Genomic DNA, 23,710 nt, shown 5'->3' with positions numbered 1-23,710 from the left:
GCGCATTGTCTCACGGCAGATGCGCCCATTTTAATGGGTAATTATTTGATATTGTAGAGTTTGTAGTTATAAGTATCGTCTATTAATGTAAGTGCGGTGTTTGGATCGATATCCTGCCCAGGTTTTTCCTGCAGCCGCAGGTGCCGTTTTACCTTAACATTCAGAGGCTCAATCAACGAACCCGGCTGCTGTATACCAGCCGGGCGCCGTCTTTGCTTTGCGAAGCCTGATCAACGTAGCAGCGGGCAGTCGGGCGGCAGCCGGCAGCGCAGGGCCGCCGGTAACAGCTCCATGCGGAAGGTTTTGCCGCTGAGCGGCTCGCCGTCGAGGTTAAAGGTCATCTCATGGGGGGCGGTGATCTCAAACCATGAGGAGACACCGTCAACAATATTCGGCGAGTTTTCCGGATTCGCCAGGGTGCTGAACAGGGCAGGGATCAGCTCTTCGCCGGTGAAAATGCGCAGATGCAGCAGGCCATCGTTAATCAACGCCTCCGGGCACAACTGCTGGCCGCCGCCGGCCTGGCGGCCGTTGCCGATGCCAATGACCAGCGCATCGCCCTGCCAGTGAAAGTTCTCTCCGCGGATCTCGCAGCGGTCCGGCTTCAGGGTATCCATACGCATCAGGCCATGGATTAAATAAGAGACACCGCCGAGCGCGGCTTTGAGTTTTTCCGGCGTTTCGGTGGTGATTCGGGTGCCGAACCCGCCGGTCGCCATATTAATAAAGCCGGTTTTATCATTCACCCGGGCGATATCTATCGGCACATCGCGGCCGACGATCGCCAGCTTGAGGGCGCTGGCCAGATCCTGCGGAATGCCGACGCTGGTGGCAAAGTCGTTGGCCGTGCCCAGCGGTAAAATCCCCAGCGCCATCTTGCTACCGCGCTCCACCAGCGCGGTCGCCACTTCATTAATGGTGCCGTCGCCGCCGCCGGCGATCACCGTTTCAACGTTCAGCTGCAGGGCTTCATCGATAAACCGCACGGCATCGCCCTTTTCCCAGGTGACGCGGACGTGAATATCGATCCCTTCGTCGCGTAACAGGTTAACCGCCTCGCGTAACTGCGGTTCATTGGCACCTTTGCCGTTAAGGATCAGTAAGCTGGCAGGAAACGTAGACATCATCAAGGGAACCTTTATTGCTTAATGTTGCATAAAGTGTACCGCATGACGCAAGCGAAGACCGGAGGAGAGGCAAAAAAATAAGCCCGCGTAAGGGAGATTACGCAGGCTAAGGAGGTGGTTCCTGGTACAACTAGCATTTATGGGTTATGTTTTTCAGCGAAATGGATGATACCTGTTTCGATCGAAACGGTATGTGATCCGATTCTAATATCCTTACATCATGAAAAAATAACGCAAATTAACTAGTTACCGTGCGGATTTCTGGTTGTCTGACCAGTGAAGTTGCGCATCAGTAGCGCATACTGCAGGGGCAGGTCGTCCGGCACAGGCAACCATACGGTATAGCCGTCGCCCGGGGCCACCGGCATGGCTTCGCCTTTGCCATTTTCCATATGCTCGAGGGTGAAGTTGACGTTACCTTGCGGGGTCATCAGCTCGAGGCTGTCCCCGACGCTGAACTTATTTTTGACCGCCACGGCCGCCAGCGGGCCGTTACGCTCCCCGGTGAATTCGCCGACAAACTGCTGGCGCTCGGAGAGGGAGTAGCCGTACTCATAGTTCTGGTAATCGTCATGGGTATGGCGGCGCAGGAAGCCTTCGGTGTACCCGCGGTGGGCCAGTCCTTCCAGGGTCTCCAGCAGGCTGGTATCAAACGGTTTGCCGGCGGCGGCATCGTCGATGGCCTTGCGGTAAACCTGGGCGGTACGCGCGCAGTAGTAGAAGGATTTGGTACGGCCTTCGATCTTCAGCGAGTGAACGCCCATCTGGGTCAGACGCTCAACGTGGGCGATAGCCCGCAGATCTTTCGAGTTCATGATGTAGGTGCCGTGCTCGTCCTCAAAGGCGGTCATGTACTCGCCCGGACGTTTGGCTTCCTCAATCATAAAGACTTTATCGGTCGGCGCGCCGATGCCGAGGGTGGGCTCCACGGTCTGCACCGGGATCGGCTCATATTTGTGGACGATGTTACCGACGTCGTCCTCTTTGCCTTCCGCCACGTTGTATTCCCAGCGGCAGGCGTTGGTGCAGGTCCCCTGGTTCGGGTCGCGCTTGTTGATATACCCGGAGAGCAGGCAGCGGCCGGAGTAGGCCATGCACAGCGCGCCGTGGACGAAAATCTCAATCTCCATCTCCGGCACCTGGCGGCGAATCTCTTCGATTTCATCCAGCGACAGTTCACGCGACAGGATCACGCGGGTGAGCCCCATCTGCTGCCAGAATTTGACCGTCGCCCAGTTGACAGCGTTGGCCTGCACTGAAAGATGGATCGGCATCTCCGGGAAGTGTTCCCGCACCAGCATGATTAAACCCGGATCGGACATGATCAGCGCGTCCGGCCCCATCTCCACCACCGGCTTCAGATCGCGAATAAACGTTTTCAGCTTGGCGTTATGCGGGGCGATGTTGACCACCACATAGAATTTTTTACCCAGCGCGTGGGCTTCATTGATGCCGAGCTGCAGATTTTCGTGATTGAATTCGTTGTTACGCACGCGCAGCGAGTAGCGCGGCTGGCCGGCATAAACGGCATCGGCGCCATAGGCGAAAGCGTAACGCATATTCTTCAGCGTTCCCGCCGGGGAGAGGAGTTCTGGTTTAAACATGGTGTTCTCGTTCTGATGACAGGTCAGATTCGCCGCACCTGGTGCGGCGAGTTGGGGAGTGTCCCCACATTAAGGGCGGGCATTGTAGCGCTGCGGCGAAGGGGAGTAAATATCAGATGGGTATCTTTCAGTATGGCTAATTTGTTTGCCATTTTGAACCTGGGCAGTGCTCACACTGACAGCACTCATAACGCCTGGTGGGATAGGCTCTATGGCGTTCCCCGGGTTGCGGCGTAAACGCCTTACCCGGGCTACGGTGTGCAGAGGGCGGTGAACGTGTAGCCCGGCTAAGCGCAGCGCGAGCCGGGAAAAGGCTAACTACGCCAGTCGACAGGCGTCCGCTTCCCAGCGGTAGCCAACGCCATACACCGCGCGAATAAACGACTGCTCGGCGTCCAGCGCCTCCAGCTTGCGCCGCAGGTTTTTGATGTGGCTGTCGATGGTGCGGTCGGTGACTACCCGATAATCGTCATACAGATGGTTGAGCAACTGTTCGCGGGAGAAGACCTTGCCCGGCTCCTGGGAGAGGGTTTTCAGCAGCCGGAACTCGGCGGGAGTGAGGTCCAGCAGCTTGTCGCGCCAGGAGGCCTGAAAACGACCTTCGTCGACAATCAGCGGGCTCTGGGCGTCCAGCGCCTGCAGATCGCGCTGCGGCTTGCAGCGGCGAAGAATGGTTTTCACCCGGGCGACCACTTCCCGCGGGCTGTAGGGCTTGCAGATATAGTCGTCGGCGCCAATTTCCAGCCCCAGCAGACGGTCGATCTCTTCGATTTTCGCCGTCACCATCACCACCGGAACGTCGGAGAAGCGGCGAATTTCCCGGCACAGCGTTAAACCGTCGGTGCCGGGCAGCATCAGGTCCAGCAGGATCAGGTGCGGCGGCGTCTGCCGAACGTAGGGCAGGACCTTGTCACCGTGGTTAATCAGCGTAGGCGCATAGCCGGCGGCTTGCAGATAATCAATCAGCAGCTGGCCGAGCTTCGGTTCATCTTCCACGATAAGAATGCGTGGGGTGTTTTCATCTACAGGCAATTCAGTCATACGTCTCTCGGTAAATCATGTTCCAGAGGTAACTCAACTTTAATGCTAACCCCGCCAAAAGGCGAATGGTCGGCACGCAGGGTGCCGCCGTGGGCCGCGACAATGTTGAGGCAAATCGCCAGTCCGAGGCCGGAGCCGCCGCTGGCGCGATTGCGCGATCCTTCCGCCCGGTAAAAGCGTTCGCACAGGCGGGCCAGCTGCTCATCGCTGACGCCGGGGGCGCTGTCGGCGAAGTCAATCACCAGCATCCGGCCGCTGCGGCGGGCGGTGATGTGCAGGCTGCCGCCGCTGTCGGTATAGCGCAGGCTGTTCTCCAGCAGATTGTTGAAGAGCTGCATCAGGCGGTCGCGGTCGCCGAAGATCATCGCCTGCTCGGGGAGCGACACCTGAATGCTCAGCTGCCGGCTGGCGAAGCGCTCGCGAAAAGCGCCCGCGGCAACCTCCAGCAGGGTGATGATATCCAGCGACGTTTTCTGGTAGGCCAGCGCCCCCTCATCGGACATCGACAGCTGATGGAGGTCGTCTACCAGCTTGGTGAGGGTAGCCACCTCGGCCTGCAGGGAGGGGATGGACTCGGGAGTGAAACGCCGGACCCCGTCCTGAATCGCCTCCAGCTCGCCGCGCAGCACTGCCAGCGGAGTGCGCAGCTCATGGGAGATATCGGCCATCAGATCGCGACGCATCTGCTGGTTGCGCTCCAGGGTGCTGGCGAGCTGGTTGAAATCCTGCGCCAGGCGGCCGAGCTCGTCGCCGCCGGTCACCGTCACGCGGGTGGAAAAGTCGCCCGCCGCCAGCTTATGGGTGCCTTCCACCAGCCGCTTCACCGGCGCCAGCAGGCCGCGGGCCAGCGGGAAAGTGGCCAGCGCGGCAAGCAGGGTGGCAAGGGCGACAATCAGCCAGCTGGTGCGCTTTTGCTGCCGGTCGAAGTTAATATCGGTATTGCGGGTCAGCCGCTCTACCGGCGAGGCGATCACCTTGCCTACCTCCACGCCGTTGACCACAATGCTGCGCTGGGTGCCGTCCTCCGGTACGCGCTCACGGGGTCCCACCAGCACGCGGCCCGACTGATCGACCACCCAGAACATGGTGCGCCAGCCGTGGGGCGGCATTTCCGGCCTCGGCGGCGGGGTGTCGCTGGAGCCGTCTGGCGGCCCATCCGGCGGCGGCCCATCCGGCCCCTGACCCTCCATCGGACCCGGCTTCATGCCGTGTCCCGGCGGCGAACGGTCGTCGTTATCCCGTTCGAAGGTGCGCAGCAGCTGGAAGATAAAGCGGTCGTTGTTGCGCAGAAACGCCCAGCTGCCGTGCTGGGCATACTGCTCACTCAGCGCGTCGCTGAGCATGGTTAACCGCTGCTCATTACCGCGCTTGATGTAGTCGATAAACCCACGTTCGAAACTGATACGCACCGCCCAGTGCATGCTGATCAGCAGCACGATGCAGGTGGCGAAAATAGCGAGGAACAGCTTACCGGTAATGCCCGGGCGCCAAAATTTCACGATCCACTCCTGTTGCGTCGACGGATGACGGTATTGCTGCCGACGTCATCCGGTACCCGGGAAAAGATGAGCGCCGGGAGGGCGATGATCGCCGCCATGCTCAGATAGGTATAGAGAAAGACCTGATGGGTGCTGGCGGCGTCGAGGCTCATATGCTGCTGGCCATACAGCCCCAGCAGCAGCCCGGCGATGGTCACGCCGATACTCATCGACAGCTGCATCACCATCGACAGCAGGCTGTTGCCGCTGCTGGCCAGATCGTCCGGGAGATCTTTCAGCGTCAGGGTATTCATTGAGGAGAAGCGGCTGGAGTTGATCATCCCCTGCAGAAACAGGACCAGCGGCAACGCGTAATACCAGCCGGCCAGGGCGCTAAACATAAACAGCAGACTGACCGCCGCCAGGCCCAGGGTGCTGGCGACCAGTACGCGGCGGTAGCCAAAGCGGTTGACCACCTGGACCACGATCCGCTTCATGCCCATGCTGCCGAGCACCATCGGGATCATCATCAGCCCGGCGTGAAAGGGGGAGAAGCCGAGGCCAATCTGCAGAAACACCGGAGTCATAAACGGCAGCATGCCGCTGCCGATGCGTCCGGCGAAGCTGCCGCCGAGGCCGAGGGAGAAGGTGCGGTTACGAAACAGGTTGAGGCTGAACAGCGCTCGGGCGTTACCGCGGGCGTGCCACAGGTACAGCAGCAGGGCGGCGAGGCCGACGGCCACCAGCCCCGCCAGCCAGCGTGACGATATACCGAGCCCTTTCTGGCCGTCCAGCGCCAGGGTCAGGGTCGCCATCCCGGCGGCCAGCAGCAGAAAGCCGGAGAGATCGAAGCGCCGGGTCTGCAGAGTGTAGTTGGGCATCAGGCAGAGGGTGGCGATGGCGCCGACGATCCCCACCGGGATATTGATGAGGAAGATCCAGTGCCAGGAGGCATACTCCACCAGTACCCCGCCCAGCGCCGGGCCGAGCAGCGGGCCAACCTGGCCCGGCAGGGTGACGAAAGTCATCGCCGCCATGTACTGATCGCGTGGGACGATCTTCATTACCGTCAGGCGACCCACCGGCACCATCATCGCGCCGCCGACCCCCTGCAGCACCCGCGCCATCACCAGCTGGTCAAGGGTGCTGGCCTGGGCGCAAAACAGCGACCCGGCGGTAAACAGCACGATGGCGGTGAAGAAGATATTGCGCACCCCGACCCTGTCGGCCAGCCAGCCGCTGGCCGGCAGCATGACCGCCACCGTCAGGACATAGGAGACGATGATCATATGCATATGCAGCGGGCTCTCCCCGAGGCTTTTGGCCATCGAGGGGAGGGCGGTGTTAACGATGGTGGTGTCCAGCGACTGCATAAAGAAGCCGAACGCCACTATCCATAGCTGCCAGCGCACGCTGGCCGGGAGGTCTGTCATGTTATTCGCTTACCGGTTGAGAGGAGTGACGCGAAAAACGCAACCGCAGACGGTCAAAGAAAAGATAGACCACCGGCGTGGTGTAGAGCGTTAACAGCTGGCTCATCACCAGACCGCCGACGATGGTGATCCCCAGCGGCTGGCGCAGCTCAGAGCCATCGCCCCCGGAGAGCACCAGCGGCAGGGCGCCGAACAGCGCCGCCAGGGTGGTCATCATAATCGGCCGGAAACGCAGCAGGCAGGCCTGGAAAATCGCCTCTTCCGGCGCCAGATTGCCGGTGCGCTGCGCCTCAAGGGCAAAATCGACCATCATGATGGCGTTTTTCTTCACGATGCCAATTAATAACATGATCCCGATAAGGGCGATTAGGCTGAACGGGGCATCGAATATCTCCAGCGCCAGCAGGGCGCCCACTCCGGCGGAGGGCAGCGTCGAGAGGATGGTCAACGGATGCACATAGCTCTCATACAGCATCCCCAGCACGATATAGACCGTGGCGATGGCCGCGAGGATCAGGATCACCTGCGCGTTCATGGTCTGCTGAAAGACCTGAGCGGTACCGGCAAAGGAGCCGCGCACGCTCGACGGCACCCCGAGCTGGGTCATCGTGCGGTTAATGGCGTCGCTGGCTTCCGACAGCGAGCGGCCGGTGGGCAGGTTAAAGGAGATAGTGGACGCCGCCGACAGCCCCTGGTGGTTCACCGACAGCGGGGCGTTGGCCGGCTGCCATTTGGCGAAATAGGCCAGCGGGATCGGCTTGCCCTCGCTATTGATAACAAACATCTTGTCGAGGGCGCTGACGTCCTGGGTGTAGGCCGGATCCACCTCCATCACCACCTTGTACTGGTTGAGCGGCTGGTAGATGGTGGAGATTTGCCGCTGGCCGAAGGCGTTGTTCAGCAGGTTGTTGGCGTCCTGGACGCTGATGCCGAGGCGCGACATCGTGTCCCGGTCATAGACCAGGTCCATTTCGGCGCCATTGTCCTGCTGATCCGAGTTGACGTCCGCCAGCTCAGGCAGCGCCGCCAGCGCTTTGCGGATCTTCGGCTCCCACTCGCGCAGCGCCGACAGGTCGTCGGACAGCAGAGTGTACTGATAGCTGGCGTTCGACTGCCGGCCGCCGACGCGAATATCCTGCACCGCCATCAGGAACAGGTTGGCCCCGGGCTCGTTGGCCAGCTTTTTGCGCAGCCGGTCGATCACCTGCTGCGCCGTCTCGTGGCGCTGGTCGCGCGACTTGAGGGTGATAAACATCATCCCGCTGTTGACCCGCGAGCCGCCGGTAAAGCCGGTGACGTTATCCACCGCCGGATCTTCACGAATGATCTTCATAAAGTCCTGCAGCTTGCCGCGCATCGCCTGGAAGGAGATGCTCTGGTCGGCCTGAATGCCGCCCATCAGCACCCCGGTGTCCTGCTCCGGGAAGAAGGTTTTCGGGATCGAAATGTAGAGCCAGACGCTGAGGGCGATGGTGCCGAGCACCACCAGGCCGGTCAGCCGGCTGTGCCTGAGCACCCATTTTAACGATTTCCCATAGCCGCCCTGCACGGCCACCAGCAGGCGGCCAAAGCCGCGGTTGCGCGTCGGCTGGTGGGGCTTACCGCTTTTCAGCAGCCAGCCGCACATCATCGGCGTCAGGGTGAGGGACACCGCCAGCGAGATGCCGATCGCCACCGACAGGGTGACGGCGAACTCGCGCAGCAGGCGGCCGGGCAGGCCGCCCATCAGCAGCAGCGGCAGAAACACCGCCACCAGCGACAGGCTCATCGACAGCACGGTAAAGCCGACCTCGCGGCTCCCCTGCAGCGCCGCCTGCAGGGGTTTCATCCCCGCTTCCAGATGACGGGAGATATTCTCCAGCACCACGATAGCGTCATCCACCACGAAGCCGGTGGCGATGGTCAGAGCCATCAGCGACAGGTTATTGAGGCTGAAGCCGCACAAATACATCGCGGCGAAGGTGCCGATTAAGGAAACCGGGACGGCGACGGCCGGGATCAGCGTGGCGCGCCCCGAGCGCAGGAACAGGAACACCACGAGGATCACCAGCGCCACCGAAATCACCAGCGTCTGCTCCACCTCCTCCAGCGAGGCGCGGATGGTCGGCGAGCGGTCCTGGGCGATCTGCAGGTCGATAGCCGCCGGAATGGTCTGCTGCAGCTCCGGCAGGCGGGCACGGATGCTGTCCACTGTCTGGATAATATTGGCTTCCGGCAGTTTGCGGATCATCAGCAGGATCGCCGGTTTGGCGTTGGTCATCCCGGCGTTGCGTACGTCCTGCACCGAATCCGAGACGCTGGCGACATCCCCCAGCCGCACCGCGGCGCCATTCTGGTAGTGGACGATCAGCGGCTGATAGTCGGCGGCGGTCTTCAGCTCATCGTTGGTCTGCACCTGCCAGCGGTGCGCGCTGTCCTCCAGCGCCCCCTGCGGTTTGCGCACGTTAGCGTCGCTGATGGCGGTGCGCACCGCGTCCAGCGACACGCCCTGGTTGAACAGCGCCTGCGGGTTGAGGTCGACGCGCACCGCCGGCAGGGAGCTGCCGCCGACGTCGACATCACCCACGCCGTCGATCTGCGCGATGGTCTGCGCCAGCTGGGTGGAGGCGAAATCATACAGCTCCCCCTGGGAGTAGGTGTCCGAGGTCAGCGTCAGGATCATGATCGGCGCATCCGACGGGTTGGCTTTGCGGTAGGTCGGCCGGCTGGGCATCCCGCTCGGCAGCAGGCTTTGCGCGGCGTTGATCGCCGCCTGAACGTCGCGCGCCGCGCCGTTGATATCGCGGTCGAAGTTAAACTCAAGAATGATGCGCGTACTGCCCAGCGAACTGGAGGAGGTCATCTCATTGACCCCGGCTATCCGTCCCAGGGAGCGTTCCAGCGGGGTGGCCACCGACGAGGCCATGGTCTCCGGGGAGGCTCCCGGCAGCGAGGCGCTAACCATGATCACCGGGAAGTCCACCTGCGGCAGCGGGGCTACCGGCAGCAGCCGGAAGCCGAGAATGCCGCACAGGGTGATGGCCAGCGAGATGAGGATCGTCGCCACCGGGCGGTAAATGAAGAGGGCGAAAAACTTCACTTACGCCTCCTCTTCCTGACGCGGGAAGCGGCGCTTCAGGTGCAGCGACAGGCGGTCGAACAGCAGATAGATCACCGGGGTGGTGAACAGGGTCAGCACCTGGCTGAGCATCAGACCGCCGACCATGCCGATCCCCAGCGGACGCCGCAGCTCAGCGCCGACGCCGGTGCTCAGCATCAGCGGCAGGGCGCCGAGCAGGGCGGCGAGGGTGGTCATCAGGATCGGCCGAAAACGCAGCAGACAGGCCTGGTAGATCGCTTCCCGCGGCGGCATGCCCTGTTCGCGTTCGGCGGCCAGCGCGAAGTCGATCATCATGATGGCGTTCTTCTTCACGATGCCGATCAGCAGAATGATGCCGATGATGGCGATCACGTCCAGCTCGCTGCCCGCCAGCCACAGCGCCAGCAGCGCCCCGACCCCGGCGGTGGGCAGGGTGGAGAGGATCGTGATCGGATGGATAAAGCTTTCATACAGCACCCCCAGCACGATATACATCGCCACCACCGCGGCGACCACCAGCCAGACGGTGCTGCCGAGCGCCGACTGGAAGGCCAGCGAGCTACCCTGGAACTGGGTGCGGATATCGGTCGGGAAATCCAGCGACTGTTCGGCGGCGAGGATCGCGTCCACCGCTTCGCCCAGCGAATAGTTGTCCGGGACGTTAAACGAGATGGTAGTCACCGGGAACTGATCGAGGTGGTTCACCGACAGCGGGGTAAAGCGCTGCTCCACCGTGGCGATGGCGGTCAGCGGCACGATGCCGCCGTCGCTGCTGGTCAGGCGGATATTATCCAGCGCCGCCAGGCCCGGCGTCGCCTCGGTATCCTGCTCGAGCACCACGCGATACTGATTCGCCTGAGTGTAAATGGTGGAGATCAGCCGCTGGCCGAAAGCGTTGTACAGCGCGTTATCGACATCGGCCATTGAGATGCCGAGGCGGCTGGCGCTGTCGCGATCCACCTTGATATAGGCGGCCAGGCCTTTGTCCTGCCAGTCGCTGCTGACGTCGGCCAGCTGCGGCTGGGCCTGCAGGCGGCTGAGCAGCGGCGGCACCCAGGTGCTCAGCGCCTCGAGGGAGTTTGCCTGCAGGGTGAACTGGTACTGGGTGCGGCTCACCGTGGTGTCGATGGTCAGATCCTGGGTCGGCTGCAGGTAGAGCGCCACGCCCGGGACGCCGTCCACCGCCTGCTGCAGGCGGCTAATCACCGTCTGGACGCGGTCATCGCGTTCATCCAGCGGCTTGAGGTTGATCTGCAGACGGGCGCTGTTCAGCGCCGGGTTGGTGCCGTCGACGCCGACGAACGAGGTCAGGCTCTCCACGGCCGGATCCTTAAGGATAATGCTGGCCACCTGCCGCTGGCGCTCGGCCATGCTGGCGAAAGAGACCGACTGCGGCGCCTGGAGGGTGCCCTGAATAATACCGTTATCCTGGATCGGGAAGAAGCCTTTCGGGATAAAGACCCACAGGATTATCGACAGCGCCAGGGTGCTCAGCGCGACGCCGAGCGTCAGCCACGGATGGTTCAGCACCCGGCTCAGCCAGCGGCCATAGACGGCGATCACTCGGTCGAAGAAGCGCTCGCTGGCCCGGGAGAAACGGTTCTGCTTGCGCAGCGATTCGTGGCTTAACATACGGGCGCACATCATCGGCGTCAGGGTCAGGGAGACCACCGCCGAGATAAGAATAGCGACGGCAAGGGTGACGGCGAATTCGCGGAACAGACGGCCGACGATATCGCCCATAAAGAGCAGCGGGATCAGCACCGCGATCAGCGAGAAGGTGAGGGAGATAATGGTGAAGCCGATTTCCCCGGCGCCTTTCAGCGCGGCGGCCAGCGGCTTCTCGCCTTTTTCGATATAGCGCGAGATGTTCTCGATCACCACGATGGCGTCATCCACCACAAAGCCGGTGGCGATGGTCAGGGCCATCAGCGTCAGGTTATTGATCGAGAAGTCGAGGAACACCATCACCGCGAAAGTGCCCACCAGCGACAGCGGCACCGCGACGCCGGGAATAATGGTCGCCGGGACGTTGCGCAGGAACAGATAGATGATCATCACCACCAGGGCGATGGCCAGCATCAGCTCAAACTGGGTGTCGCGCACCGAGGCGCGAATGTTGGTGGTCCGGTCGGAGAGGACCTGCACCTTCACCGATTTCGGCAGGCTCTCGGTGAGCTGCGGCAGCATCTGGCGAATGCTGTCGGCGGTGTCGATGATGTTGGCCCCCGGCTGACGCTGAACGTTCATCACGATGGCCCGCTGCTGGTTGGCCCACGCCCCGAGCCAGCTGTTTTCGGCCCCTTGTTCGACGCTGGCGACATCGCCGAGACGGATCGGCGCCCCGTTCTGATAAGCGATAATCAGCCGGCGATAATCCTCAGCGGACTGCATCTGATCGTTAGCGGAAAGCGTCACCGCGCGGGCCGGGCCGTCGAGGCTGCCTTTCGCCGAGTTAACGTTGGCGCTGGTGATAGCGGTACGCACGGTTTCGCTGGTCAGGCCGAGGGCGGCGATGGCCTGGGCGTTAAGCTTCACCCGCACCGCCGGGCGCTGGCCGCCGGCGAGGGTCACCAGACCGACGCCGGAAACCTGGGAGATCTTCTGCGCCACCCGGGTCTCCACCATGTCCTCTACCTGGGTCATCGGGATCGCGGAGGAGGTGACGGCGAGGGTCATGATCGGCGGATCCGCCGGGTTCACCTTGCTGTACACCGGCGGGTTGGGCAGATCGCTCGGCAGCAGGTTGGTGGCGGCGTTAATGGCCGCCTGCACTTCCTGCTCGGCGACGTCCAGCGGCAGGGTCAGCTGGAACTGCAGCGTGACTACCGAGGCGCCGCCAGAGCTTTGCGACGACATCTGCTTAAGGCCGGACATCTGGCCGAACTGGCGCTCCAGCGGGGCGGTGATAGCGGAGGTCACCACGTCCGGGCTGGCGCCCGGATAGAGGGTAACCACCTGGATGGTCGGGTAATCGACCTCCGGCAGGGCGGAGACCGGCAGGAAGCGGTAGCCGATGATCCCGGCTAACAGGATCGCCACCATCAGCAAAGTGGTGGCGACCGGACGCATAATAAACAGCCGGGACGGGCCGCCGGTGCGGCCTGGGGGTAACACCTGCATCAGGAACGCGCTCCGTGTTTACCGCTCTGGCGCGGAGCGGGCTGCGCCTGCTCGCTGCCGCTGGCGGTGACAACTTCCACCTTCGCCCCCTCGGTCAAGCGGTCAATCCCGTCAGTGACCACGCGATCCCCGGCAGAAAGCCCGGCGCTGATGACCACTTTCTGGCTGTCCTGGATGCCGGGCGTCACGCTGTGTTTGCTGACCTTGTTCTCGTCGTTCAGCACCCACACAAAATGCCCTTCGTTGCCCATCTGCAGGGCGGCGGCGGGGATCACCACCGCGTTCTCTTCGGTATCCACCAGCAGGCGGGCGTTAACGAACTGGTTGGGGAACAGCGCGTCGTCCAGATTGCTGAAGCGCGCCTTCAGCTTGATGGTCCCGGTGGTGGCATCGATCTGGTTGTCGAGACTCAGCAGCTCGCCGACGCTGATTTTCTGTTTATTGGTGCGATCCCAGGCTTCGACGCTGAGCGCTTTGCCCGCTTTCTGCGCCTGCACCACCGTGGCGATGCTGTTTTCCGGCAGGGTGAAGACCACGTCGATCGGGTGCGTCTGGGTGAGAACCACAATCCCGGTGGTATCCCCGCTGGAGATCTGGTTGCCAATATCCACCTGCTTTAAGCCGACGCGGCCGTCAATCGGCGCGGTGATGCGGGTCCAGTCGAGCTGCAGCTGGGCGCTGGCGACGGCGGCTTCATCGGCCTTTACGGTGCCAGCGGATTCCACCACCAGCGACTGCTGGGTGTCGAGCTCCTGGCGGGAGACGAGGTTGGTTTTCACCAGCTGCTGGTAACGGGCGAGATCGCGGCGGGCGTTCGCCAGGGTGGCGTTATCTTTCGCCAGCTGACCCTGCGCCTGGGCGAGGGCGACTTTAAACTGGCTGGGGTCGATCTGCGCCAGCAGGTCGCCGGCTTTGACCTGCTGTCCCTCCTGGAAGTGAAGGCTCAGTAGCTGGCCGTCGACCCGGCTGCGCACGGTCACGGTATTGGCCGCCGTCACGGTACCCAGCCCGGTGAGATAGCGTGGCACCGCTTGTTCGGTCGCCGTCGCCGCCTGCACCGGCGCCAGCGCGCCGCCGAAACGGCCATGACGCGCGCCGCCCGGCCCCTGCGGGCCTTGTCCTGCTGCGGGAGCGCTGCTGCCGCTCGTGCCACGATCGTGCCAGAACCAGTAGGCGGCTCCGGCGATAATCACTACCGCCAGCGCGGCGCCCCAACGACGTATGTTACTGCCTTTCATTAGTTTACGGTCTCATCCTGAAGCGTTTCGCTGAATGATACTAGTTTAGTGAGGGAAGGGGCCGTAAAAATGGAGGAATTATGAAAAGAAGGTTGAGAAATGTCTGGATAACCGCCGCGACGCCGGGCGGTCTCGTTGGAGATTTCCGGGGTGATATCAACTTTTAGTTTAAAAAAGTAAAAAATAGTTGTATCCGGGAGGGCTTTAATTAGATTTATGCGGTGAATAAATCAGTGCATTTTCATAATAATAACATATGCACTTAAAAATCAACGTGTTAAATAATCAGGGGTCATTGCTGTGGCAAACGCAAACAAACTCACGCTCTTCATCGTCATTTTTATGCTGATGGGGATCCTCTCCGGCGCGGCTATCCATGCCTACGCGACGCCGACCACCATCTCCGCCTGGGCGGACAACATTACGCTGCTGACCGATCTGTTTCTGCGGTTGATCAAAATGGTCATCGCGCCGTTGGTGTTCAGCACCCTGACGGTCGGCATTATGCGTCTCGGCGAGACGGCGACCATTGGCCGGGTAGGCGGGAAGGCGATGGTGTGGTTCATCACCTCCTCGGTATTATCCATTCTCGTCGGGCTGGTGATCGTCACCTTCCAGCACCCGGGCGCCGGGTTAAACCTGGCGGTGCCGAAAGAGGCGGTGGATACCGGCCTGGCGGTCAGCGGCATGAGCCTGAAAGGATTCCTGTCGCACACTATCCCCACCAGCATCACCGAGGCGATGGCCAACAACGAGATCCTGCAGATTGTGGTGTTCTCGATGTTCTTTGGCATCGCCGGCGCGTCGCTGGGCGAGAAGTTTAATGCCCCGCTGGTGGCGGCGCTCAATGTGGTGTCGCACATTATGCTGAAGGTGACGGGCTACGTGATGTACGTTGCGCCTCTGGCTATCTTTGCCGCCATTTCGTCGGTGATTGCCTCCCAGGGGCTGGGGATCCTGCTCAACTACGCTTCGTTCATCGGCGGTTACTACCTGGCGGTACTGTTGACCAGCGCGGTGCTGATTGCCGTTGGCTATATGGTGCTGAAAAAAGAGGTCTTCCGTCTGCTGAACATGCTGAAGGACCCGGTGTTGGTGGCGTTTACTACCAGCAGCTCCGAAGCGGCCTATCCGAAGACTCTTGAGCGGCTGGTGAAGTTTGGCTGCTCGCGCAATATCGTCTCGTTCGTCCTGCCCATTGGCTACTCGTTCAACCTCGTGGGCTCGATGGTCTACTGCTCCTTCGCCGCGATGTTTATCGCTCAGGCCTATAACGTACCACTGAGCTTTAGCGAGATTACGGTCATGATGCTGACCCTGATGCTGGCCTCGAAAGGCATCGCCGGGGTGCCGCGCTCGGCGCTGGTGGTGCTGGCGGCCACGATCCCCAGCTTCAATATTCCGGTTGCCGGGATCCTGCTGCTGATGGGTATCGACCATTTCCTCGACATGGGGCGCTCCGCCATCAACGTGTTGGGTAACGGCATAGCCACCGCCATGCTGTCGAAAAACGAAGGTCTGCTGACCGACGAGGAAGCACAGCCGGACTGGGAAGCCGAGAAAGCGGAAGCCTGATCCTGCCGCGCCCTTTCACAGAGGGCGCCATTCCGCACGGAAAAAAAGACCCCTGACAGGCACGTCAGGGGTAATGTGACGAAGTATCAGTTTTCCTCGTAACTAGTCTTTTTTCTTATATAAAAACGCGCGGTAACGTCTTTATACCGAGGAAGCGTCAGAGTTTAACGTTATGTTCGGCAGCGCTGGCGCTTTTTTAGCATCCTGCGGCTATTTTCGGATTCCAGACAATATCACTACGGGAATATCTTATTCTGTTCGCTATTTGCCTACCAGCGCTCACGTAACAGATTCATAAACTGGAAAAAGTCGTGATTATTATTCAGGCTGTATTTTTCCATAATCTTATTCTTATGGTAAGCGGCGGTGCGGGGACTGACGCGCTGCAGGGCAGCGATTTTACTCATGTCCAGCCCTTCAAGAATACCGTGCACCACAGCGGTCTGCGACCGCGACAGGACACGATGCGGGCAGCTGGCGCAGCTCAGTTCCCGGCTCGTGGCGTCAGTGGCCGACGGGTCCATACAATGCTGTAGTTCGCTTTTAATGATCGCCAGCAGTTGTGGAATACTGGCCGTTTTCAGCGAGACAAAAATGACTCCTTTCAGGCAATTAATCATGAAATCGTCTTCCGGCAGCTGGTCGTAGCTGTGGAGGATAATCAGGGAGCTGCCTTTTTTTCTGTTTTTAATCAGGGTATTGCACAGATAGATTTCACCAGGGATCACTTCGCATATAATAATATCTTCGTCTGACAGGTCGTTATTGCGCCAGGAGAAACGGGCCCGCATATCGTCCCGGGAGAGATCATTAACCATGGCGACCAGCGATTCACGTACAAAGGTGTTGCGGGTATTGATGGTGACATTAATGTTTCTCATGGCGTTATTTCCTTATGCAAAACATAACGCCATGCTGTGACAAATCCTCCGGGCGTATGCGGTGTGTTGATTTTATAAACGTACCTGTAATCGTTTTTAATTATTATAAAGTGAATTATTTACGACGCGTCGAACGCTTATCGTTAAACGTAAACTTCTGCCGTCTCCTGTCTTTTAGATAGGAAATAAAACTGTATACAGAGATGCTGAAGAAAAATATGCATAGCAATAATATTAACCACGTTTGCATGGCCATCGTTTTTACCTTATTTGTGCTGCATGGTGTCAGAATTTACCGCGAACGGCTATTACGTTTTGTTATATGTTTTCCTGTCCACTGAAAATCATACGACATCATCCTGATGTGCTAGCACTATAAGAAAGTTCTTAAGCGCGTCGTCAGTCTCATTCCTCTCATTTCTCTCAGAAAATGAGAAAAATTAACACTTGCGAGTTATTCACCCACCGCGCAGCGGCCAGATCGCGCTTTCGATCAGGAAATAAACGCCAGTCCTTTGCCAAAGATCGCTCGTACGGGCAGGTGGATCCCTTGCTGGCGCGCCTTATGGCGCAGGCGGCTAATCACCACGTCGATGCGGTGCAGGTCAGGCTCGCTGTCGTGGGAAAACAGGCAGGCATGGAGGTCCAGCTTGCTGCACACCTCGTTGCGATTGCGCATTAACAGCTCCACCAGACGGTACTCCTGCTGGGTTAACTCCAGCGTCCGGGCATCGGGAGAAATCAGTTTATCCTCATGCAGACGCCACAGTCCGGTGGCGGCGGATGACGCGGTGCCGGGCGCCTCCGATGGAAGGGCGGCGGGTCGATCCTGCTGCAGGCGGGCGCCAAGGGCGGTGAGGGTCTCCGCAAGGTGGGCGAAGTTAACCGGCTTAATCAGGTAAGCATCGGCCCCAAGGCTGAGCGCCTGCAGTTTATCCTGCTGCTGGCCGCGGGCGCTGACCACCACCAGACCGTAATGCCCCAGCTCATGCAGGTAGCTCAGCACGCTGAAGCCATCTTCCCCGGGCAGGCCGATATCAATCAGCACGATGTCCACCGGATGGCTATGCAGTTGTCGCCAGAAGGCTTCGGCGCTGCGCGAGCCCCACACCTCGAAGCCGCGATAGCCCAGCCAGGCCAGCAGTTCATCCAGCAGATCGGCGTTATCTTCAATTATCGCCAGCCGTAAAGCCATACGTCGTTCTCCTCTTAAGCAACTGTCGGGAGGGTGAGAATAAAGGTGCAGCCGTCCGGGCCATGCTCGGCCAGCCACAGTTTGCCATCATGAGCCTGCACGATCTGACGCGCAACATACAGTCCGAGACCGGTGCCGCCCGGCACCGGCGACGTGTGCTCGCCGCGGCGGTAGCGCTCAAAGATCAGTTCCGCTTGCCCGTCGGGCAGGCCCGGGCCGTGGTCGCGAATGCGCAGCTCGGTATGCCCGGCTTCGGAGCGGATATCGATGGCGATTTCACCGGGGGGCGAATACTTCACCGCGTTATCCAGCAGATTGGCGATGGCGATGCACAGCAGGCCGGCATCGGCCTGCAGTTGCGGGCTTTCCACCGCGCCGTGATGGCGGATGTTCAGGTAATGGTCGTGGGAGATGGCCACCACCGAGGCGGCCATGTTGATCACCGACAGCAGGGCGGTCTGCTGGCGATCGACGTGCAGGTCGTGTGAGGCGAGCCGGGCGTCGGCAAGGCAGTTATCGGTGAGCTGCACCAGACGGGTGGCGGCGCGCCCGATGCGATCGAAGCGCGCCTCCTGGCTGGCCGAGGCGGCCGAGAGGCGGAGATTTTCCAGCGCTGCCTGGATCACCGCCAGCGGCGTGCGGAATTCGTGCGCTACCATTCCCATAAACTGTCGCTGATGGAAGCTGGCTTCACGCTCAATCTGCAACTCACGCGCCAGGCGCTGCTTCTGCTCCAGCTGGCGGTTTTCAGCGCGCACCCGCAGGATGGCAATGATCAGCACCGTAATGATGTGGACGATCAGCGCATACTGCCAGAGGGAATAGATCGCCATATGGAACGGGATTATCCCGTGGATAGACAACTGCACCAGCACCGCGGCGGCGACGTAGAACGGCGGCAGCAGACCCAGCAGCAGAGTGTTACGGTCGATGGCTTTTTTGCGCCACAGCCACCAGGAGGTGAACAGCAGCACCGGGGTGATAATGATGAAGATCACCCCTTCAATCTGCATCGCGAAGCCGTAAAACCCGAGCGGAATACTGACCTGCAGCACCAGGTTGAGCACCACCGCAGCGATCAGTAGCTGATGAAGCCGCGGCATATTCTTCTTCAAATCAAAAATCTCGCTGTGCAGCCAGAGGGCGGTAGCATAGCTGAACAGGGAGAGGCTGCTGATCATGAAGTCCTGGAACGGCAGCGCCGCGTGGCCGAAAAACCACTCCGGGAAGCCGTGCAGGGCGGCCACCAGCGGATAATTGAGCGAGAAAAGACAGATGCCCCACAGCAGACGCCGGCGCAGGGCCAGCGCCAGCCACAGCGCCACGCCGCTGGCGACGGCGGCCAGGCCGAAATAGAAGCTCCAGAAAGCGGTGTCGGCGGTCGCCCGTTGTACAAATTCCTGCGGCGAAGAGAGCGAGGCCAGCAGGATCAGAGTGCTGGTGCTCTGCAGGCGAAAGACCACCTCATAGCCGGCGGCGGTTGGAGGCGGGGGGAGGATCAGCACCCTTTCCCGATAATGCAGATCGCTTCCGCGGGCGCCGTCACGATCGCCAAAGATGCGCTGTGCCCAGGGAGCATCGCTGCCCAGAGGCCGGTAGTAAATGGTCAGATGGTCGACAAAAGAGGGGCCCAGCTGCAGCCAGCGCGGCTCCCCGGCAAACCACGTTCCCGGCAGCTCGCTGCGCAGCCACCAGGTTTTTCGCGAATAACCAAAGGAGGGGATCTGCCGGGTGGTGGCGAGCTGGTCTGTGGGCAGGGCGGCGAAGCGATCGATGGTCATCTGGCCGCTGGCGTCCGCGTACCACTGGACCGGAATATCAATGCCCACCTGGCGCGTCGCCGCCTGCGCCTGTGGGGCGACCAGCAGCAAGAGTAATCCACAGCTGAGCAGCCAGCCTGCCAGGAACTGCGGCCGGCAACGCCGGACCGCTGCGAAGATCGCAGACACCCTTTTCAATCACGCCCCCTTGCGGCATGCCAACGATACAGACCGCAGACATCTGGCTACGGTATGGATAATACGCCCCCGGAAGTGGGGAAGAGTGGACAGGCCTGTCCGGACGAACAGGCCATTTTGCGTGGGAGACCAGGAATATTCCAGCGTAATCTGCAGCGCCACGATCAGGACAGACCTGCTGCGCGGCGGCGGTGGGCTGGGGTTAGCGGAAAACCACCTGCGCCCAGCGGGCCAGCCCGGCGGTTACCGAGCCAAAATCATCGCCACCGGCCAGCGGAATACCCGGCAGCTGGGCGGCCAGCGCCTTTTTGATCAGCGGCGAGCGGGCGCTGCCGCCGGTAAGATAGATCACGTCCGGGGTGGTCTGGCTGCTGTCGAGCGCGAGCTGCACCTGTTCCATAATGCGGGTCAACGGTTGATCCAGCGCCGCTTCCAGACCCTGCTGGGCGATGGCGGTGGCCAGCTCGTCCTGAATAAACGGCAGCGCGGTTTCGACGCTGGCGGCGCTGGAGAGGGCGATTTTGCTCTCTTCGGCGCTGCGCACCAGACGATAGCTGAGACGCTGGCGCCAGACCTTGAGCAGCAGAGCCACCTTGTCGGCATCCCGGGCGCTGCGCAGCAGATCGTTAAGCAGACGGCCGTTGGCGGTGCTGTAGAAATCACTCTGCGCCGGCACGTCGTTGATGGCCACCGCGTTCCACCACGGGAGGATCGGCAGCGCGGTGCCTTTCTCCGTTTCGCCGCCCATACCGAGAAGGGGCATCAGGCATTTGAAGGCCAGGGCAATGTCGAGGTCGTTGCCGCCGATGCGGCAGCCGCTGTGGCCGAGCAGGCTCTGCTGGCGGTCGGCGCGCTCCCGCCACTGCGGGCCCATCAATAGCAAGGAACAGTCGGTGGTCCCACCGCCGATATCGACGACCAGCACCCGCTTTTCTTCATTGAGGGTGGCTTCGAAATCGAGCCCGGCGGCAACCGGTTCAAACTGGAAGACCACATCGCGGAAACCGGCGCGGAGAGCCGCCCGCTCAAGGATCCCCTGCGCCTGGGCGTTCGCGTCGTCGCCGCCGAGGCCCTGGAAGTTAATCGGTCGGCCAATCACCGCCTGGTCGATCTGCTCGGGCAGCTGGCTTTCGGCCTGCAGTTTGATGTGCAGCATCATGGCGCAGACCAGGTCTTCAAACAGGGCCACCTGCTGCGGCTTCAGCCCGCTGGCGCCGAGGAAGGATTTTGGCGATTTAACGAAGTAGACCTCTTCCGGATCTTCAACATACTGATGCAGCGAGGCGAGACCGAACTGCACGCTGTTGCGAAGCACCTCGATGTCTTCGTCGCGGTTGGCGGCAATGGCCCGGCGCAGCAGCGCCTGGTTTTCATCGCTGTGGGTGGGGACGTCATGATGGCGATAGAGCCACTCGCTGACCGCTTCGCGCGTTGGCGCGCAGAGCATCGAGGGCAGCAGCGCGCTGCCGTTTTCCAGTGTCAACAGCTGAGGGGTGTTTTCCCGCATCACGGCCACCGAACAGTTGGCGGTGCCGTAGTCAAAACCAATAAACATCGTCTGCAAAATCCCCATGCCGGTGAAGAAGGGGGGCGACTTTAGCGGATCGTCGCCAAGCCGACAACTGGAATTTAAAAGCAAGGCGCTGACGGTCAAGGGCGACTATCATTGAAACGCTATATAAAGGAGAGCTTATGGTGCTGTTACCCTGGACCCCGCCTTACGACTGGGCGTGGATGGTTGGTTTTCTGCGGGCGCGTGCCGTCGCCGGCGTCGAGCGCTTTGATGAAGGAGGCTATAGTCGCAGCTTTGGCGTTGAAGGGCATCGCGGGCTGATTCATCTGGCACCGGACGAGGAGGCGCAGGGCCTGCGGGTGACCCTCTCCCCGGGGCTGCAACCGGTGGCGGAGATCTGCTATGCGCGAATTGGCCAGCTGTTTGATTTAGCCTGCGACCCGCGGCAGGTCGCCGGGGCGTTGGGCTCTCTGGCCGAGGCGCGGCCGGGGCTGCGCCTGCCGGGGGCGCTGGATGCCTTCGAACAGGCGGTGCGGGCGGTGCTGGGCCAGCTGGTGAGCGTGGCGATGGCCGCCCGGCTCACTGCCAAAGTGGCGGCTGGCTGGGGCGAACCGCTGGCGGAGGTGCCCGGCTATGTGTTATTCCCGACGCCAGAGGCGCTGTCCCGGGCCGACCCGCAGGCGCTGAAGGCGCTGGGAATGCCGCTTCGGCGTGCGGAGGCGCTGATCCACCTCGCCCGGGCGGCGCTCAGCGGCGAGCTGCCCCTGACGGCGCCAGCGGACATCGACGCCGGGCTGCGTCAACTGCAGAGCCTGCCCGGGATTGGCCGCTGGACGGCAAACTACTTTGCTCTGCGCGGCTGGCAGGCGAAAGATATCTTTTTGCCGGATGATTACCTGATTAAACAGCGCTTTCCGGGAATGACCCCGGCCGCCATCGCTCGCTATGCCCGTCGCTGGCAGCCGATGCGATCGTATGCGCTGTTGCATATCTGGTATACCGATGACTGGATCCCGGCGGCGGAATAGCCGTCCGGGGCGCATACCACTGGTATCGGGACGCTGAAATCCCTATAATTGCCGCGTTTGGCGGTCCGCCGCCACCCTCCATCTCTATCCAGGTTAATCAGGTCGCAAAAATTTATGACTGATATGTCCCATCAGTGCGTCATTGTAGGTATCGCCGGCGCATCGGCTTCTGGCAAAAGTCTTATTGCCAGTACTCTCTATCGCGAATTGCGTGAACAAGTTGGCGACGAACATATTGGCGTCATTCCGGAAGACAGCTATTACAAAGATCAAAGTCATCTGTCGATGGAAGAGCGCGTCAAAACCAACTATGACCACCCGAGCTCAATGGATCACAGTCTGTTGTTCCAGCACCTGCAGATGCTGAAAAGCGGCCAGCCGATTGAACTGCCGGTCTATAGCTACGTCGAGCATACCCGCACGCCGAACACCATTCACGTCGAGCCGAAGAAGGTGATCATTCTTGAAGGGATCCTGCTGCTGACCGACGCGCGCTTGCGTAACGAGCTTAACTTCTCTATTTTCGTCGACACCCCGCTCGATATTTGCCTGATGCGCCGTATTAAGCGCGACGTTAACGAGCGCGGCCGCTCTATGGACTCGGTGATGGCCCAGTACCAGAAGACTGTGCGCCCGATGTTCCTGCAGTTTATTGAACCGTCGAAGCAGTATGCCGACATCATCGTGCCGCGCGGCGGCAAAAACCGCATCGCGATTGATATTCTGAAGGCCAAAATCAGTCAGTTCTTTGAATAACCTGGCCGAATTGTGTAACGTGCAAAGAGTAGCCCTGTTGCCCTCTCCGCCGCGAAGCGTGCGGGAAGCAGCCTTATAAGGAGAAAGCCCATGCGTCTGTGTGACCGAGATATCGAAGCCTGGTTGGATGAAGGGCGACTCGCCATCAATCCGCGCCCACCCGTTGAGCGTATTAATGGCGCGACGGTTGATGTACGGCTGGGTAATAAATTCCGCACCTTCCGCGGCCACACGGCGCCGTTTATCGATTTAAGCGGTCCGAAGGCCGAGGTCAGCGCCGCGCTGGACCGCGTGATGAGCGAAGAGATTGTCCTGCCGGAAGGGGAGGCCTTTTTCCTGCATCCGGGCGAACTGGCGCTGGCGGTGACCTATGAGTCAGTCACCCTGCCTGCCGATCTGGTGGGCTGGCTGGACGGACGCTCCTCACTGGCGCGGCTGGGGCTGATGGTGCACGTTACCGCGCACCGCATCGACCCGGGCTGGTCCGGCTGCATCGTGCTTGAGTTCTACAACTCCGGCAAACTGCCGCTGGCGCTGCGCCCGGGAATGCCTATCGGCGCGCTAAGCTTTGAGCCATTATCGGGCCCGGCGGCCCGGCCGTATAACCGCCGTGAAGACGCCAAATATCGCGACCAGCAGGGCGCGGTGGCGAGCCGAATCGACAAGGATTGATAACGTCAA

17 protein-coding genes are annotated in these 23,710 nt (G+C 60.9%); 4 read left to right on the top strand and 13 right to left on the bottom strand.

Annotated features, from left to right (window positions below; genetic code table 11):
• Positions 1 to 230: 230 nt before the first annotated feature.
• From yegS to FHW76_RS02860, 8 genes are all read right to left on the bottom strand, one after another.
• On the bottom strand, positions 231 to 1,127 hold the full coding sequence (yegS, locus tag FHW76_RS02895; protein ID WP_008804075.1) for a lipid kinase YegS: 897 nt from the start codon (positions 1,125 to 1,127) through the stop codon (positions 231 to 233).
• A 242-nt stretch (positions 1,128 to 1,369) separates the two neighbouring features.
• Positions 1,370 to 2,731, bottom strand: coding sequence for a tRNA 5-hydroxyuridine modification protein YegQ (gene yegQ, locus FHW76_RS02890; protein WP_008804076.1), 1,362 nt, complete (start codon positions 2,729 to 2,731; stop codon positions 1,370 to 1,372).
• Positions 2,732 to 3,049: 318 nt separating this feature from the next.
• Positions 3,050 to 3,772, bottom strand: a complete 723-nt coding sequence (gene baeR, locus FHW76_RS02885; RefSeq protein ID WP_004201558.1) for a two-component system response regulator BaeR — start codon at positions 3,770 to 3,772, stop codon at positions 3,050 to 3,052.
• Complete coding sequence (gene baeS / locus FHW76_RS02880; RefSeq protein WP_008804077.1) at positions 3,769 to 5,271, bottom strand: two-component system sensor histidine kinase BaeS; 1,503 nt, start codon at positions 5,269 to 5,271, stop codon at positions 3,769 to 3,771. The genes baeR and baeS overlap by 4 nt, the downstream gene beginning before the upstream one ends.
• Positions 5,268 to 6,683 carry an MFS transporter gene (locus FHW76_RS02875; protein WP_032740107.1) on the bottom strand — a complete coding sequence of 472 codons (1,416 nt, stop codon included), beginning with the start codon at positions 6,681 to 6,683 and terminating at the stop codon, positions 5,268 to 5,270. The genes baeS and FHW76_RS02875 overlap by 4 nt, the downstream gene beginning before the upstream one ends.
• A gap of 1 nt (position 6,684) precedes the next feature.
• Entirely contained in the window at positions 6,685 to 9,762 is a 3,078-nt protein-coding gene (mdtC, locus tag FHW76_RS02870; protein WP_032730809.1) for a multidrug efflux RND transporter permease subunit MdtC, read from the bottom strand.
• Entirely contained in the window at positions 9,763 to 12,885 is a 3,123-nt protein-coding gene (locus FHW76_RS02865) for an MdtB/MuxB family multidrug efflux RND transporter permease subunit (protein WP_022065378.1), read from the bottom strand.
• The gene (locus FHW76_RS02860) at positions 12,885 to 14,123 is read right to left on the bottom strand and encodes an MdtA/MuxA family multidrug efflux RND transporter periplasmic adaptor subunit (RefSeq protein WP_012541067.1); all 1,239 of its coding nucleotides are present in this window, start codon (positions 14,121 to 14,123) and stop codon (positions 12,885 to 12,887) included. The genes FHW76_RS02865 and FHW76_RS02860 overlap by 1 nt, the downstream gene beginning before the upstream one ends.
• A gap of 300 nt (positions 14,124 to 14,423) precedes the next feature.
• Here FHW76_RS02860 and FHW76_RS02855 point away from each other — a divergent pair, with 300 nt between their 5' ends.
• Positions 14,424 to 15,698 (top strand): dicarboxylate/amino acid:cation symporter, encoded by a 1,275-nt coding sequence (locus FHW76_RS02855; protein ID WP_008804082.1) that lies wholly within the window; start codon positions 14,424 to 14,426, stop codon positions 15,696 to 15,698.
• 269 nt (positions 15,699 to 15,967) lie between these two features.
• On the opposite strand, the gene FHW76_RS02850 is transcribed toward FHW76_RS02855, so the two are convergent.
• The 5 genes from FHW76_RS02850 to yegD all read right to left on the bottom strand — a co-directional run bounded on the left by FHW76_RS02850 (position 15,968) and on the right by yegD (position 21,287).
• Positions 15,968 to 16,579, bottom strand: coding sequence for a response regulator transcription factor (locus FHW76_RS02850; RefSeq protein ID WP_008804083.1), 612 nt, complete (start codon positions 16,577 to 16,579; stop codon positions 15,968 to 15,970).
• A gap of 115 nt (positions 16,580 to 16,694) precedes the next feature.
• The gene (locus tag FHW76_RS02845; RefSeq protein ID WP_046621842.1) at positions 16,695 to 16,835 is read right to left on the bottom strand and encodes a small membrane protein; all 141 of its coding nucleotides are present in this window, start codon (positions 16,833 to 16,835) and stop codon (positions 16,695 to 16,697) included.
• Between the two features lie 237 nt (positions 16,836 to 17,072).
• Entirely contained in the window at positions 17,073 to 17,774 is a 702-nt protein-coding gene (locus FHW76_RS02840; protein ID WP_012541069.1) for a response regulator transcription factor, read from the bottom strand.
• A gap of 14 nt (positions 17,775 to 17,788) precedes the next feature.
• The gene (locus tag FHW76_RS02835) at positions 17,789 to 19,645 is read right to left on the bottom strand and encodes a sensor histidine kinase (RefSeq protein WP_183476316.1); all 1,857 of its coding nucleotides are present in this window, start codon (positions 19,643 to 19,645) and stop codon (positions 17,789 to 17,791) included.
• Between the two features lie 289 nt (positions 19,646 to 19,934).
• The gene (gene yegD / locus FHW76_RS02830; protein WP_023322982.1) at positions 19,935 to 21,287 is read right to left on the bottom strand and encodes a molecular chaperone; all 1,353 of its coding nucleotides are present in this window, start codon (positions 21,285 to 21,287) and stop codon (positions 19,935 to 19,937) included.
• A gap of 137 nt (positions 21,288 to 21,424) precedes the next feature.
• On the opposite strand from yegD, the gene alkA reads away from it, so the two are divergent.
• The 3 genes from alkA to dcd all read left to right on the top strand — a co-directional run bounded on the left by alkA (position 21,425) and on the right by dcd (position 23,701).
• Entirely contained in the window at positions 21,425 to 22,273 is an 849-nt protein-coding gene (alkA, locus tag FHW76_RS02825; protein WP_183476196.1) for a DNA-3-methyladenine glycosylase 2, read from the top strand.
• Between the two features lie 114 nt (positions 22,274 to 22,387).
• Positions 22,388 to 23,029: a uridine kinase gene (udk, locus tag FHW76_RS02820; protein WP_002912442.1), complete on the top strand. Its 642-nt coding sequence runs from the start codon at positions 22,388 to 22,390 to the stop codon at positions 23,027 to 23,029.
• Between the two features lie 90 nt (positions 23,030 to 23,119).
• A complete protein-coding gene (gene dcd / locus FHW76_RS02815) occupies positions 23,120 to 23,701 on the top strand; it encodes a dCTP deaminase (protein ID WP_004151145.1) in 582 nt (193 codons plus the stop codon).
• The last annotated feature ends 9 nt before the right edge of the window (positions 23,702 to 23,710 follow it).

The organism is Klebsiella sp. RC2, assembly GCF_014192815.1.
GTDB lineage: Bacteria > Pseudomonadota > Gammaproteobacteria > Enterobacterales > Enterobacteriaceae > Klebsiella > Klebsiella variicola.
This window is presented reverse-complemented; position numbering and strand designations above follow the sequence as displayed.

Coding starts and splice junctions, on each gene's coding strand:
- yegS (WP_008804075.1), bottom strand. CDS start 1,127: ATGATGTCTACGTTTCCTGCCAGCTTACTGATCCTTAACGGCAAAGGT.
- yegQ (WP_008804076.1), bottom strand. CDS start 2,731: ATGTTTAAACCAGAACTCCTCTCCCCGGCGGGAACGCTGAAGAATATG.
- baeR (WP_004201558.1), bottom strand. CDS start 3,772: ATGACTGAATTGCCTGTAGATGAAAACACCCCACGCATTCTTATCGTG.
- FHW76_RS02875 (WP_032740107.1), bottom strand. CDS start 6,683: ATGACAGACCTCCCGGCCAGCGTGCGCTGGCAGCTATGGATAGTGGCG.
- FHW76_RS02865 (WP_022065378.1), bottom strand. CDS start 12,885: ATGCAGGTGTTACCCCCAGGCCGCACCGGCGGCCCGTCCCGGCTGTTT.
- FHW76_RS02860 (WP_012541067.1), bottom strand. CDS start 14,123: ATGAAAGGCAGTAACATACGTCGTTGGGGCGCCGCGCTGGCGGTAGTG.
- FHW76_RS02850 (WP_008804083.1), bottom strand. CDS start 16,579: ATGAGAAACATTAATGTCACCATCAATACCCGCAACACCTTTGTACGT.
- FHW76_RS02845 (WP_046621842.1), bottom strand. CDS start 16,835: ATGGCCATGCAAACGTGGTTAATATTATTGCTATGCATATTTTTCTTC.
- FHW76_RS02840 (WP_012541069.1), bottom strand. CDS start 17,774: ATGGCTTTACGGCTGGCGATAATTGAAGATAACGCCGATCTGCTGGAT.
- yegD (WP_023322982.1), bottom strand. CDS start 21,287: ATGTTTATTGGTTTTGACTACGGCACCGCCAACTGTTCGGTGGCCGTG.
- alkA (WP_183476196.1), top strand. CDS start 21,425: ATGGTGCTGTTACCCTGGACCCCGCCTTACGACTGGGCGTGGATGGTT.
- udk (WP_002912442.1), top strand. CDS start 22,388: ATGACTGATATGTCCCATCAGTGCGTCATTGTAGGTATCGCCGGCGCA.
- dcd (WP_004151145.1), top strand. CDS start 23,120: ATGCGTCTGTGTGACCGAGATATCGAAGCCTGGTTGGATGAAGGGCGA.